Origin of the sequence: Sphingomonas flavalba (assembly GCF_004796535.1) — a bacterium.
Lineage (GTDB): Bacteria > Pseudomonadota > Alphaproteobacteria > Sphingomonadales > Sphingomonadaceae > Sphingomonas_L > Sphingomonas_L flavalba.
Genome location: NZ_SPHY01000008.1, coordinates 23,615 through 37,495, shown reverse-complemented (window position 1 = coordinate 37,495; position 13,881 = coordinate 23,615). Strand labels below are relative to the sequence as shown.

Below are 13,881 nucleotides of genomic sequence, written 5' to 3'. Positions count from 1 at the left end.
ATCGGGTTCGACTGACCTTCGCGCCCTGCCGTTCCTGCGACCTGTGGATCACCGATGCTTCGGGGCTGACTGAATCCTCAACCTAGTCCCCGACCCCGCCGCCGAGCGCGCGGACGAGGGCTACGGCGGCCTGCATCCGCGCGGTGCCGACGGCGAGCGCGCTGCGTTCGGCATCGAGCGCGGCAGCCTGCGCCGTCACCACCTCCAGATAGTCCGACGCGCCGTCGCGATAGCGGACCAGGGCAAGCGCCTCGGTCCGCCGCGCTGCCTCGGCGGCTGCGCGGCGTTCGGCGGCTTGCTGCGCCAGCGTGCGTTCGGCGGCAAAGCCGTCCTCCACTTCGCGGAAGGCGGCGAGCACGGCCTCCCGATAACGGGCGGCCGCCTCGTCATATTGCGCGCGGCTGATCCGGATGTTCGCCTGGCGGCGGCCACCGTCGAACAGGCTGAGGACCGCCTGCGCCGGGCCGAGCGCCCAGAAATGCGCCGGCGTCGAAAACAGATCGCCGCGAGCGGCGTTGAAGCCGGATTCCGCCCCCAGCGTCAGCGACGGGAACAGCGCTGCCCGGGCGACGCCGATCCGCGCGTTGGCGGCGAAGATGCGGCGCTCGGCGGCGGCGATGTCGGGCCGGCGCTGCAGCAATGCGGACGGGGCGGCGGCCGGTACGCGCGGCGGATCGGCCGGCAGGGCGCCGGGCGGCACGGTGAAGTCCGACGCGACCGCGCCGACCAGCGCCGCGATCCGATGTTCGGCCGCGGCGCGCTGGCCGGCGACGGCGGACAGCTCGGCGCGCGCCGAGGCCAGCAGCGTATCGGCGCGGCCGACGTCCAGCCCGCTGGCGATGCCGCCGCCGTGGCGGGCGACGGTCAGCGCCCGTGCCCGGGCATAGGCATCGACCGTCTGCGCCAGCAGCCGCACCTGCGCGTCGAGCCCACGCAGGCGGAAATAGGTATCGGCCAGTTCGGCCTGAAGGCTGAGCCGTGCGGCGGCGAGGTCGGCGCCGCTTGCTTCCGCGTCCGCGCCGGCGGCACGGACGCTGTCGCGAACCCGCCCCCACAGATCGACCTCGTAGGCGAAGGCGCCGCTGGCGATGCGGTTGGTGTAGGTCGCGCCGCTGCCGGCGAGCGGGCGCGCGGCGGCGACATGGGCGCGTTCGATCGCGGCGCCGACGGAAAGGTCAGGCCACAGGTTGGCGCCGGCGGCGCGGGCGGCGGCGCTCGCCGCATCGTAGCGGGCGAGGGCGGCGGCAAGGGTCGGGCTTGCGGTTTCGATCCGGGCTTCGAGCGAATCGAGCACGGGGTCGCCGAACATCCGCCACCAGGCGCCGCGCGCGCTGTCGTCGTCCGGCTCGGCGACCGCCCAGCCGTCCGGCGGCGTCTGGCTTTCGCGGTAGGCGGCCGGAACCGCCAGCTCGGGCGGGCGGTAGGCCGGCGCCATCGAGCAGCCGGCGGTCGCCGCCAGCAGCGCGACCATCGCCAGCCGGCGTTCAGTCCCCATCACGCCCGGCTTTTGTCGCCGTCTTCGCTACCTGGACGTGGTCGCCGGTGCGGATCGCGTCGGGCGGCGTGTCGATAACCCGATCGGTGGCGGCCAGGCCCGAAGCGATTTCAAGCTGCTTGCCGAAATCGCGGCCGACCTTGACCGGGCGGATCCTCACCCGGTTATTCGCATCGATCGTGGCGACGGTGGTGCCGTCGGTGCCGAAGATCAGCGCGCTCGACGGGATGTGGACGCTGCCCGGCGGCGCTTCCATCGGGAAATGCACCTGTGCATAGGCGCCGGGGCGCAGCGCGCCGTCCGGATTGTCGGTCTGCAATTCGACCAGCATCGTTCCCGAATTCGGGTCGATCGCGGCAGAGGACCGGGCGACCACCAGGTCGAATTCCCGCCCGGGATGTTCCGGCAGGGTCATCCGCGCGTGCATGCCGGGGCTGACCGCCGACAGGCCGCTCTGCGGCACGCGGACATGGACCCGCACCCGATGTTCGTCGGCCACGGTGAACAGCGGCTGCGACGCGGCGGTGCCCGACACGACCAGCGCGCCGATCTGCGCCGAGCGGCTGGTGACGATGCCGGCGAACGGGGCGCGCAGCCGGGTGAAATCCTTCAGCGCGCGCAGTCGGCGGACGTTGGCGAGGCTGGCGTTCGCCACCGCCTGGCGCGCCTTGTAGTCGCCGGCCTTCTCGTCCGCTTCCTGGCGGGAGACGGCGTCCTGGCTCAGCAACTGTTCCCACCGCGCCGCCGTCGTGCGGGCCAGCGCCTGCTGCGCCAGTGTCGTCTGATAATCCGCCTCGGCCTGCGCCAACTGCTGGTCCAGCTCCGGCGCGTCGAGGATGGCGAGCGGCTGGCCGGCGGCGACCCGGTCGCCGATGTCGGCGAGCCAGCGGCGGATATAACCGTTGCTGCGCGCGTAGATGGCGGCGCTGTTCCACGCCTCCACGCTGCCCGGAAGGACCAGCGTGTCGTCTGACTTGCCGGTCGTCGGGCGGATGACGGCGACGATGGGCACCGCCGCTTCCGCGCTGCTGACCGTCAACTGCCGCTCGGCACTGCTGCGCATGGCGATACCGGTGGCGGCGACCGCCAGCGCGATCAGCGCGGCGCCGATGCCGAATCGCTTCAGCGAACGGATGTGCTGCGCGTCCGGCAGGGCGGGGCCCGATTCGGGAAATGTCGGGTCGTCAGACATGAACAAGCTCGCGTTCCGCAGCGCGGCCGTCCGTCCGGTGCCGCTGGTGGAGATAGCTGAATACGGTGGGGACGAAGAACAGGGTGGCCAGCGTCGCGACGATCAGGCCGCCGATCACCGCGCGGCCGAGCGGCGCGTTCTGCTCGCCGCCCTCGCCCAGGCCGAGCGCCATCGGCAGCATGCCGATGATCATCGCCAGCGCCGTCATGATGACCGGGCGGAATCGGACGAGGCCCGCCTCGATCGCGGCGCGGCCGGCGTCGCCGACTTCGGCCAGCCGCTCGCGCGCGAAGCTGACTACCAGGATGGAATTGGCGGTGGCGACGCCCATGCACATGATCGCGCCGGTCAGCGCCGGGACGGAAAGGGTGGTGCCGGTCAGGAACAGCATCCAGACGATGCCGGCAAGCGCGCCGGGCAGCGCGGTGATGATGATGAACGGGTCGAGCCAGCTCTGGAAGTTCACGACGATCAGCAGGTAGATCAGCACGATCGCGGCAACGAGGCCGAAGGCGAGGCCGGAGAAGGCGGTGTTCATCGTCTCGTACTGGCCGCGCAGGAAGACGTCGGAACCCTTCGGCTTGGCGTGATCCATTGCCTTGATCACCCGCTCGATGTCACCGGCGACCGCGCCCAGATCCCTGCCCTGGGTGGCCGCGTAGATGTCGATCGTCGGCTGGATGTCGTAGCGGCTGACCACCGGCGCAGTGTTGGTGCGGTAGATGGTACTGATCCCGCCCAGCACCTGGCTGTCGGCAGCGCCGGCGCCGGACACCGGGACGTTGGACAGGGCGCTCATCGACCCGACGCTGTATTCGGGCGCCTGTGCCACCACCGAATAGGACACGCCGTTTTCCGGGTTGAGGAAAAAGACCGGTGCCGTCTGGCTGGACCCGGCAAGCGTGGTCGCGATGCTGTTGGTGACGTCGCGCTCGGTCAGGCCGTAGCGGCCGATGCGGTTGCGATCGACGTCGATGTTCAGTTGGGGCGAGCGCGCCGTCTGGTGGATGCGGGCATCGACCACGCCGGGTATGGTGCGGATTTCGCGCAGCAGCTTTTCCGCATAGGCGGCGTTCGCTATGCTGTCGTGGCCGCTGATCTGGATGTCGATCGGCGCCGGCGCGCCGAAATTCAGGATCTGGCTGGTCATATCCGCCGGCAGGAAGGAGAAGGTGCTGCCCGGAAACGCCTTCGGCAGTTCGCGCCGCAGCAGCGCGACATGCTCCGCCGTCGGCCGGTGCCCCTTGCGCAGGCTGATCAATATGTCGCCGTCCTGCGGCCCGATCGTGCCGTTGTTGCTGTAGATCGAGTTGATCGAGCTGATCGGCAGGCCGATATTGTCGGCCATCGCGACGATCTCGCCTTTCGGCAGCAGCGTCCTGATATGGTCCTGGATCCGCGCGAATTCGGCGGCTGTCGTCTCGATCCGCGAACCGACCGGCGCGCGGACGTGCAGGGTGATCTGGCCGGCATCGACGGTCGGGAAGAAATTGCGGCCGAGGAACGGCACCAGCGAGAACGACAGCAGCACGACCGCGAGGAAGCCGAGCATGAACGGGCGCCGCCGCGCCAGCGCCAGCGCGAGGTAGGAGCCATAGGCGGCACGGATGCGTTCGAACCGCGCCTCGAACCCGCGCTGGAAGCGGGCGAGCCGGCCGGGCGGCGGGCCGGCCTGATGGCCGTCGCGCCGGTGCGGCTTCAGCAGATACATCGCCATCGTCGGCACCAGCGTGCGCGACAGGACGAATGATGCGATCATCGCGAATATCACCGCCAGCGCCATCGGCACGAACAGGAAGCCCGCGACGCCGGGCAGGAAGAACATCGGCACGAAGACGATGCAGATGCACAGCAGCGAAACGAAGGCGGGCGTGACGATCTGCGCCGCGCCGTCGAGGATGGCGGGGACCACACCCTTGCCCTGTTCCAGGTGCCAGTTGATGTTCTCGATTGTCACAGTCGCGTCGTCGACGAGGATGCCCACGGCAAGCGCCAGCCCGCCGAGGGTCATGACGTTGAAGGTCTGGCCGAAGGCGGAGAGGGCGGCGACAGCCGCCAGCACCGCCAGCGGGATCGACAGCGCGATGATGACCGTCGAGCGCCACGAACCGAGGAACAGCAGGATCATCAGGCTGGTCAATGCGGCGGCGATCGCGCCTTCGTGGACGACGCCGGACACCGCCGCCTTGACGAACACCGATTGGTCGCCGATCGGCTTGATCCGCAGCGTTTCCGGCAGGCTTTCCTGCAGCTTCGGCAGCAGGTTCTTGATGCCGTCGACCACCGCCAGCGTCGATGCGGCGCCGTTCTTCAGGATGGTTATCAGCACGGAACGGTTGCCGTCGACATGGACGATGTTGGTCTGCGGAGACGCGCCGTCGCGGACATGCGCGACGTCGCGCATCGCGATGGTCGCGCCGTCGACCACCTTGACCGGCAGCGCGTTCAGTTGCTCGACCGAATCCGGCGCGTTGTTCAGCCGCACCGCATATTGATAATCGCCGATCTTGACGAAGCCGGCCGGATTGATCTGGTTCTGCGCGGCGATCGCGGCGCTGACGTCCTGCGCCGAAAGGCCGCGCGCCTGCAGCGCCTGCGGGTCGAGGTCAACGCGGATCTGCCGCTGCTGTCCGCCATAGGGATAGGGGACCGCGGCGCCGGGCACGGCGATCAGCCGCGGGCGGATCTGGGTCATCGCTAGATCGGCAAGCTGCTGTTCGGACAGGCCCTCGCCCGACAGGGCAAGCTGGATGATCGGCACGGTCGACGCGCTGTAGTTGATGATCAGCGGCGGGTTCACCCCCGGCGGCATCTGTTTGATCGCGCTTTGCGAGACCGAAGACACCTGCGCGGTGGCGACGCGGATGTCGGTGCCCGGCTGGAAGAAGATCTTGACCACGCCGACGCCCTGGACGGACTCGCTTTCGATATGCTCGACATTGTCGACGACGGTCGGCAGCAGCCGCTCGTGAAGCGCGACCATCCGGCCGGCCATCTCCTCCGGCGGCAGGCCGGCGAACTGCCAGGCGACGCCGATCACCGGCACCCGGATTTCCGGAAAGATGTCGACCGGCGTCCGGATCGCCGCGAGCACGCCCGCGATCAGGATCATCAACGCCATGACGATAAAGGTCAGCGGCCTGGCGAGCGCGATCCGGACGATGCCGATCATGATGCGGCCCCGCGCCGCGCCCCGGGCGGTACCCACGCGGCGTCGAGGCGCTCGTCATGCGCCGATACCGGTGGGATCGCCCAAGGTCGTATACGATATTGCACCGCTGCCGTTCGTACGCGTGGCCGGTTTCCGCTTCAACGGCGATATTGCGTCGAATGGCCCCGAACGGGATTATTTTTGCGTTACGGCTTGCGGCGCAGCGATACTGACGTCGGCGCGCGGACGCGCGGCGCATCGATCCGCCTGGCACATGCAAAACGACTGTGACGCGCGCCAAGATGCGCGGCCACAAGCTGTGGCATTTCCGCTACCGCCGCCGCTGATCCGCGCGGGCCGGGGGGCAATCGGCTGAATAGCCGCGGCAATCGCACAGTCGGCGCGCTCGCTGCATACCGGCCCCGCTCCGATTCCTGTTCTCCTCCCCATGCAGAAAAAGCGCGTCCGGCATGGACCGGGCCGAAACCTATTGGGGGATGGATATGATGGAGCGGTTCGAGGCGTCGGACGGAATGATGGTTGCTGCGGCGGCGCTTGTCGCGCTGGCCGCACTGGGCGCGGCGCCGGCCATAGCACAGGATGCGTCGCCACCGCCGCAGGATGCGTCGCGTGCCGACCTGCTTAGCCAGCAGGACATCGTCGTCACCGCCCGCAAGCGCGAGGAGCGCGCGCAGGAGACGCCGATCGCCATTTCTGCGTTCAGCGGCGACTCGCTCGCGGCGCGCGGGCTCGACAAGGTCGACGGCATCGCCACCTTCACCCCCAATCTCAGCTTCCAGAACAACCCCAGCTTCGGCGGCGCCAGTTCTTCGGCGGCGATCTATATTCGTGGCATCGGCCAGAAGGAATTCCTGCCGACGACCGAGCCGGGCGTCGGCGTCTATGTCGACGGCGTCTACGTCGCCCGCTCGGTCGGCGCACTGCTCGACCTGGTCGATGTCGAGCGGGTGGAGGTGCTGCGCGGGCCGCAGGGCACGCTGTTCGGCCGCAACACGATCGGCGGCGCGCTCAGCCTGACGACGACCAGGCCGGAGAACCGGCTGGCGGCGGGCGTCCAGATCACGGCGGGCCGCTATGACCGCGTCGACGCGCGGGCGATGCTGAATGTGCCGCTGGGCGACACGCTGTCGGCGCGGCTGTCGGTCGGCACGTTCAACCGCGACGGCTACGTCACCCGCCTCGCCGACGGCAAGGATCTCGGCAACGTCAACACCAAGACCGGCCGGCTGCAGCTGCGCTGGGAAGCGTCGCCGGATTTCGAGGTCAACCTGGCGCTGGACAGCACCGACGACCGCAGCCACGGCCCGGCGCTCACCCTGTCCGGCATCGACTATCGCTCGGCGGTATTCAATCCGAACGGGCTGCCGATGCTGCCGCCGGGCAGCCCGGCGACGCCCGGCCATTATGTCATCGATCCCCCGTTCGACGCGCCGGTCGACAATTTCGCGCTGCTCAACAACTATATCGCCACCTTCCTCGGCGGCCAGCCCTGCCTTGGCTTCGCGCCGTACAGCCCGCAGGGCAGCGCCGCCGCCTGCTACGGCGACCAGTATCTGAGCCGCACGCAGGATTTCGGCACTGCGCCCCAATATTCGCGCAACAAGCTGTGGGGCGCGAGCGGCACGATCGAATGGACGATCGGCGCGGTGACGCTGAAATCGATCACCGCCTACCGCCGGCTCGACGGCCGTTTCGCCCGCGATGGCGACCATTCGCCGCTGACCATCACTCATTTCTATGACAGCCTGACCGACAAGCAGTTCAGCCAGGAACTGCAACTGACCGGGGCGACGGCGGACAACCGTCTGAAATATCTGGTCGGCGGCTATTATTTCAACGAAAAAGGCAATAATATCAACATACTGGATTTTACGCCGGTGAATTTCCAGTCGGGCGGCCGCTTCACCACCAAGAGCTATGCCGCGTTCGGCCAGTTGACCTATACCTTTGCCGAACGCGTCGACCTGACCGCCGGCGTCCGCTACACCAAGGACGACAAGAGCTTCCTGCCCGACCAGACGATCTTCGTCGACCGGACGCCGGGCGAGCAGCTGATCGGCGGCAGCCCCAACACCCCCAAGACGCGCGTCCTGCCCTATGAGAAGGTGTCGCGCGGCGAGGACGACGTGACGCCGATGATCAACCTCGCCTGGCGGGCGACCGACCGGGCGATGGTCTATGCGTCCTATTCCAACGGGTTCAAGAGCGGCGGCTTCGTTCAGCGCGTGTTCCCGCCGCTTGCGGCGACGCCGCAATATGACGCGGAGAAGGCGACGGCGTTCGAGCTTGGCTTCAAGTCCGAATGGCTTGACCGGCGACTGACCCTGAACGGCGCGGTGTTCCTGACCAAATACGACGACCTGCAGGTGCAGGTGTTCACCGGCGTCGCGCCGGTGACCAAGAACGCCGCGCGCGCCGAGATCCGCGGCGCCGAGCTGGAGGCCCGCCTGTCCCCCGGCGGCGGCTTCTTCATCGAGGCGAGCGCCGGCTATCTCGATCCCGCCTACAAGAAGATCGACCCGGCGGCGACCGAGATCACACTCGCCTCGCGATTCGAGCGGATATCGAAATGGACGCTCAGCGCCTCGCTGCTGAAAAGCATCACGCTCGGCAATGGCAGCGAGCTGACCCCGCGCGTCGACTGGTCCTACCGTTCCGGCTTCTTCATGGACGCGCTGAACACGGCGGAGCTGTATCAGGACGGCTATCACATCGTGAACGCATCGATCGCCTATGATTTCGCCGGGCGCGCGTTCAGTCTGATCGGCGGCGTCACCAACCTCACCAACAGCCGCTATACCCAGACCGGCATCTACGGTTCGTCCTTCCGCCAGTACGAACAGCTCTTCGCCCGCCCGCGCGAATGGTATGTCACGGCGAAATGGAAGCTGTAGGACGGGGGAGCGGGCCGGCGCGGAAGTCGGAAACCGCCCGTCCTTGCCACCTTCGCCAAGATATGAAATCCTTCGGGCACCCCATGCTCCGCGAGCAGGACCGGCTGGCAAGGCGACCGCGATGCTGACGATGGACCGAGCGCCGCTGGCGGCGCACCCGCATTTCCGATCGACCGATGTCGACGAGGTTCGCGACAAGGTTGCGCAGGTCTATTGTTCCCACCGGCTCGACCCGCTCGGCGGCCAGCGCGCGCTTGCCGCCTGGCAGAACGCCGTTCCTCTGGACCGCATCGCCGTCGGCGCGATGAGCTATGGCGCCGATGTCGAGATCGACCCCGGCCAGCTGGAGGATTTCTACCTGCTGATGCTGCCGATCGCCGGGCGGGCGACGATACACGCCGGCGACCAGCAATTCGTCGCGTCGCGCAAGGTGGCGACCCTGCTCAACCCGACCGATCCGGTGCGGATGGTGTGGGATGCCGATTGCGCCAAGGCGATGGTGCGGATCGAACGCGACGCGCTGGAGCAGCAGTTGGCGATTTTGCTCGACCGGCCACTGCGCGCGCCGCTGCGCTTCGACGCATCGATGCCGATGACCGGCAATGTCGCGGTCTGGTGGCATTATGTCTCGGCTTTGATGAACGAGCTGAGCGGCGAGGCGCCGGGCCGGGCGACGGTGCGCCAGCTGGAGGCGCTGCTGCTGACCAGCTTGCTGGAGACCCAGCCGCACAACTATTCGGAAGCGTTGCAAGCCGGCGACTGGCAGATCGCGCCGCGCCATGTCCGCCTCGTCGAACGCTATATCGAGGAATATGCCGGCGAGCCGATCGACATGGCCAGGCTGGTCGCGATCAGCGGGGTGAGCAGCCGTACCCTGTTCGAGGGGTTCCAGCGGTTCCGGGACACGTCGCCGATGGCCTATCTGCGCCTGACCCGCCTGCGCCGCGTGCGCGAGGAACTGCTTGGCGCCGAACTGCCGCTGACCGTTGCCGAGGCGGCAGGCCGTTGGGGCATATTCGAACTCGGCCGCTTCGCCGGCCAGTACCGCGCGCTGTTCGGCGAGACGCCATCGGAAACCCTGCGCCGCCGCGCCAGCTGAACGCACAAGTTCGCACTGCGCGAACAGGATCGGCGGTCGCTGCATAGCCGTGCGCCGCGCGATCCGCCTAGCCTGTGCGCAGGGTGAGCGAGAGGGCAGGCATGGCAGGACAGATCGCGATCATCGGCGCCGGGCTGGCCGGGCTGAGCACGGCGAAGACGCTGCGCCAGTTCGGCTACGACGTGACGGTGTTCGAGAAGGAGGCGGACATCGGCGGCGTCTGGTCGGCACGGCGGCGCTATCCGGGGCTGACGACGCAGAACCCGCGCGAGACCTACGCCTTTTCCGACTGGCCGATGCCGCGCACTTATCCCGAGTGGCCGACCGGCACGCAGATGCAGGCCTATCTGGAAAGCTATATCGACCATTTCGCCTTCCGTGACGCCCTCCGCCTCGGCCGTGAGGTGACGGCGGCGCGCCCAGCCGGCGACGGCACACAGCGCTGGATGGTCGAAACCCGCGGCGTGGCAGATGGTTCGGTCGAAAGCGGTGTGTTCGACTGGCTGATCGTCTGCAACGGCATCTTCTCGCTGCCGTCGGTGCCGCGCTATCCCGGCGTCGAGGCGTTCGAGGCGGCGGGCGGCCGCGTCCTCCACACCAGCCAGTTCAATGATCATGAGATGGTACGCGGGCGCCATCTGCTGGTCGTCGGCTATGGCAAGTCGTCGTGCGACGTGGCGATGGCCTGCGCGCGGACGGCGGCGACAACCACCGTCGTCGCCCGCCACCTGATCTGGAAGATTCCGAAGAAGCTGGGCGGCGTCCTCAACTTCAAGCACTTGTTCCTCAACCGGCTGGGCGAGGGGCTGTTTCGCTATATCGACGTGCGCGGGTTCGAACGCTTCCTGCACGGCCCCGGTCGGCCGATCCGCAACGGCATGCTGGGCAGCGTCCAGGCGGTGATATCCCGCCAACTCGGCCTGAAGAAGATCGGCCTGATGCCGGACGGCAAGCTGGAGACGATCGCGCGCAGCACGGTCAGTCTGGTCACCGACGGATTCTACGAGAGCGTGGCCGATGGCCGGCTGACGCTGGTGCGCGGCGAGATTACCGCGCTGGCGCCGGGCAAGGCGACGCTGTCGAACGGCAGTACCGTTCCGGCCGATCTGGTCATCTGCGGCACCGGCTGGGACCAGCGCTGCGACTTCCTCGACGCCGAAACGCTCGCCAAGGTCACGGACACGCGCGGCAATTTCCGGCTCTACTGCTCGATGCTGCCGGTCGGCGTGCCGGGGCTGGCGTTCAACGGCTACAACTCCTCCTTCTTCAGCCAGCTGAACGCGGAGGTCGGCGCGCTGTGGCTGGCCAACCATCTGTGCGGCGGGATGACGCTGCCGGGCGAGGCGGAGCAGAACGCCTATATCGATCGCCGGCTGGCCTGGATGGAGGCGCGCACCGACGGCAAGCATTCCAAAGGCACGAACATCATCCCCTTCTCCGTCCATCACATGGACGACATGCTGGAAGCGATCGACCTGCGCCTGCCGCTGATGACGCGGATCAAGCACTGGTTCGTCGCGATCGATGCCAAGGATTATGCCGGGCTGCTGCCGCGCCTGCTGCGCCGCCACGGCCGCCCCGTCCCCGCGAAATAAGGAGAAGACACCATGGCCACCCATGACGGCAAGGTCGCGATCGTCACCGGCGGGGCGGCGTCGATCGGCGCCGCGATCACCCGCAGGCTGCATGCCGACGGCGCGCAGGTCGTGGTCGCCGCGCGCAGCGTCGACAAGGGCGAGGCGATCGCCGCCGCGCTCGGTGCGCGCGCCCGCTTCGTCGCCACCGACATCACTGACGATGCCGCGCTGGCCGCGCTGGTCGACGGTACAGTCGCCGAGTTCGGACGAATCGACGTCCTGGTCAACAACGCCTGCTCCTATGGCGACGACGGCCCGGCGACATCCCGTGCCACCTGGCTGGAGACTCTGAACGTGAGCGCCGTCTCGGCGGCAATCCTGGGGGAGAAGGCACGCCCCCATCTGAAGGCGGCGGGGGGCAATATCGTCAACATCGGCTCGATCTCCGGCGTGTTCCCGCATGTCGGGCGTTGGGCCTATCCGGTCGCCAAGGCGGCGCTGCGCCATCTGTCGCGGGCGCAGGCGCTCGATTATGCGGCGGACGGCATCCGGGTGAACATGGTGACGCTCGGCCATATCTGGTCGGACCCGTTCGACGGGCTGACCGGCGGCGACCGCGCCCATGCCGACGCGGTGTCGGCGGAGCTGAACCTGCTCGGCCGGGTCGCCGACGCCAGCGAGGTCGCGGCGGTGGTCAGCTTCGTTGCGTCGGGCGAGGCCAGCTACATGACCGGCAGCGAGACCAATGTCGACGGCGGTTATTCGGTGCTCGGCCCGGAACGGCGGGTGCCGCTGATGCCGCTGCTCGCCGGCGGGCGTTGATGGCGGCGGCGGATGTCGTCATCGTCGGCAGCGGCATCAATGCGCTGGTCTGCGGCGCGTTGCTCGCGCTGCGCGGCAAGCGGGTGCTGCTGCTGGAGCGCGAGGCGGTCGCCGGCGGTTGCATCCGGACGGAAGAACTGACCGCGCCGGGCTTCCATCACGACACACTGTCGACACTCTATCCGCTGTTCGTCACCGCGCCGCATTACGGCCTGCTCGGCCCGGAACTGGCGCGCCACGGGCTGAAATTCCTCAACACCGATGCGCCGACCGCGCTGGTCCGGCCGGATGGCGCCGCGCTGCTGTTCACCACCGACCGCGCGCGCAATGCCGCCGCGCTGGACGCGATCGCGCCGGGCGACGGCGATGCCTATCGCCGGGCAATGGCGGCGGTCGAGGCGGATGCGGCGCTGGTCTTCGGCATGCTCGGCGGCGAGCTGTGGTCCTGGCCGACGCTGAAGCTGCTACTGGGCGAGGCGCGGCGGCGCGGGCTGAAGGGGCTGGCCCGCTTCTTCGGAGAAGCGATGCGCGCGTCGCGGACCTGGCTGTCGGCCGACTTCCGCTCGCCGGCGGCGCGCGGGCTGTTCGCGCCCTGGGTGCTGCATGTCGGGCTCGCCCCGGAAAGCGCGATGTCGGCACTGATGAACCGGCTGGTGCTGTTCTCGCTCGAACAGGTCGGCGCGCCAATGGTCGAGGGCGGCAGCGCCCGCATTGTCGAGGCGTTCGAGCGGCTGATCGCCGCGCGCGGCGGCGCGATCCGTACCAATGCCGACGTCGCCGAGATCATCGTTGCCGGCGGCCGCGCCACCGGCGTCCGGCTGGCGAGCGACGAGGTGGTGACCGCCGCCGATGCGGTCGTCGCCTCGGTCACCCCGACCCAGCTTTACGGACGGCTGCTGCCGGCGGAAGCGACGCCGCCGCAGGTCCGCGCCGATGCCGCCGCCTTCCGCTATGGCCGGGGCGAGATGCAGATCCACCTTGCCTTGTCGGCGCCGCCGGCCTGGCCGGACCCGGCGCTCGGCAAGGTCGCGATGCTGCATGTGACCGACGGGCTGGACGCGGTATCGCGCGCGGTCAACGAGGCGGAACGTGGCCTGTTGCCGGCGGAGGGGACGATCGTCGTCGCGCAGCCGACCGCCGTCGACCCCAGCCGCGCGCCGGACGGCGCCGCCATCCTCTGGATCCAGCTGCAGGAGGTGCCGCGTAACGGCGAACTGCGCGGCGACGCGCTCGGCGAGATCGCGGTGCCGGCGGACGGCTGCTGGACCGAAGCGGTGCGCGACGCCTATGCCGACCGCATCGTCGCCCGGCTCTGTGCGCTGTGTCCGGGGCTGGACGCGCAGATCGTCGGCCGGCGCGCTCTGTCCCCGGCCGATCTTGAAAAGCTGAACGTCAATCTGGTCGGCGGCGACCCCTATGGCGGGCTGTGCTCGATAGACCAGTTCATGCTGTGGCGTCCGCATGCCGGGCCGAGCGGGCACGGGACCCCGGTCAAACGGCTGTTCCACATCGGCGCCTCGACCCATCCCGGCCCCGGCCTTGGCGGCATGTCGGGCTATATGGCCGCGCAGGCGATCGGGTAGGCCGGGCGCCCCGGCCAAAAAAGAAAGGGCCGGCCTCTCGGCCAGCC

The 13,881-nt window shown here is 68.8% G+C and carries 8 protein-coding genes; 5 read left to right on the top strand and 3 right to left on the bottom strand.

All coding sequences use genetic code 11. The features are described 5' to 3' along the window. Window positions 1–82 precede the first annotated feature (82 nt). From E4A53_RS09065 to E4A53_RS09055, 3 genes are read right to left on the bottom strand one after another with little or no spacing between them, the layout of a single operon-like run. Window positions 83–1,495 carry an efflux transporter outer membrane subunit gene (locus E4A53_RS09065; RefSeq protein WP_136162784.1) on the bottom strand — a complete coding sequence of 471 codons (1,413 nt, stop codon included), beginning with the start codon at window positions 1,493–1,495 and terminating at the stop codon, window positions 83–85. Next, window positions 1,485–2,687 carry an efflux RND transporter periplasmic adaptor subunit gene (locus E4A53_RS09060; protein WP_136162783.1) on the bottom strand — a complete coding sequence of 401 codons (1,203 nt, stop codon included), beginning with the start codon at window positions 2,685–2,687 and terminating at the stop codon, window positions 1,485–1,487. Before E4A53_RS09060 ends, E4A53_RS09065 begins: the two co-directional genes overlap by 11 nt. Next, window positions 2,680–5,859: an efflux RND transporter permease subunit gene (locus E4A53_RS09055; RefSeq protein ID WP_136162782.1), complete on the bottom strand. Its 3,180-nt coding sequence runs from the start codon at window positions 5,857–5,859 to the stop codon at window positions 2,680–2,682. The genes E4A53_RS09060 and E4A53_RS09055 overlap by 8 nt, the downstream gene beginning before the upstream one ends. Window positions 5,860–6,308: 449 nt before the next feature. Here E4A53_RS09055 and E4A53_RS09050 point away from each other — a divergent pair, with 449 nt between their 5' ends. From E4A53_RS09050 to E4A53_RS09030, 5 genes are all read left to right on the top strand, one after another. Next, window positions 6,309–8,753 (top strand): TonB-dependent receptor, encoded by a 2,445-nt coding sequence (locus E4A53_RS09050; RefSeq protein ID WP_239018220.1) that lies wholly within the window; start codon window positions 6,309–6,311, stop codon window positions 8,751–8,753. A 121-nt stretch (window positions 8,754–8,874) separates the two neighbouring features. Beyond that, the gene (locus E4A53_RS09045; protein ID WP_206366286.1) at window positions 8,875–9,852 is read left to right on the top strand and encodes an AraC family transcriptional regulator; all 978 of its coding nucleotides are present in this window, start codon (window positions 8,875–8,877) and stop codon (window positions 9,850–9,852) included. A gap of 101 nt (window positions 9,853–9,953) precedes the next feature. Further along, a complete protein-coding gene (locus tag E4A53_RS09040) occupies window positions 9,954–11,447 on the top strand; it encodes a flavin-containing monooxygenase (protein WP_136162781.1) in 1,494 nt (497 codons plus the stop codon). Window positions 11,448–11,459: 12 nt separating this feature from the next. Then, window positions 11,460–12,251, top strand: a complete 792-nt coding sequence (locus E4A53_RS09035; protein WP_136162780.1) for an SDR family oxidoreductase — start codon at window positions 11,460–11,462, stop codon at window positions 12,249–12,251. Beyond that, window positions 12,251–13,834 carry a phytoene desaturase family protein gene (locus tag E4A53_RS09030; RefSeq protein WP_136162779.1) on the top strand — a complete coding sequence of 528 codons (1,584 nt, stop codon included), beginning with the start codon at window positions 12,251–12,253 and terminating at the stop codon, window positions 13,832–13,834. Before E4A53_RS09035 ends, E4A53_RS09030 begins: the two co-directional genes overlap by 1 nt. Window positions 13,835–13,881 lie beyond the last annotated feature (47 nt).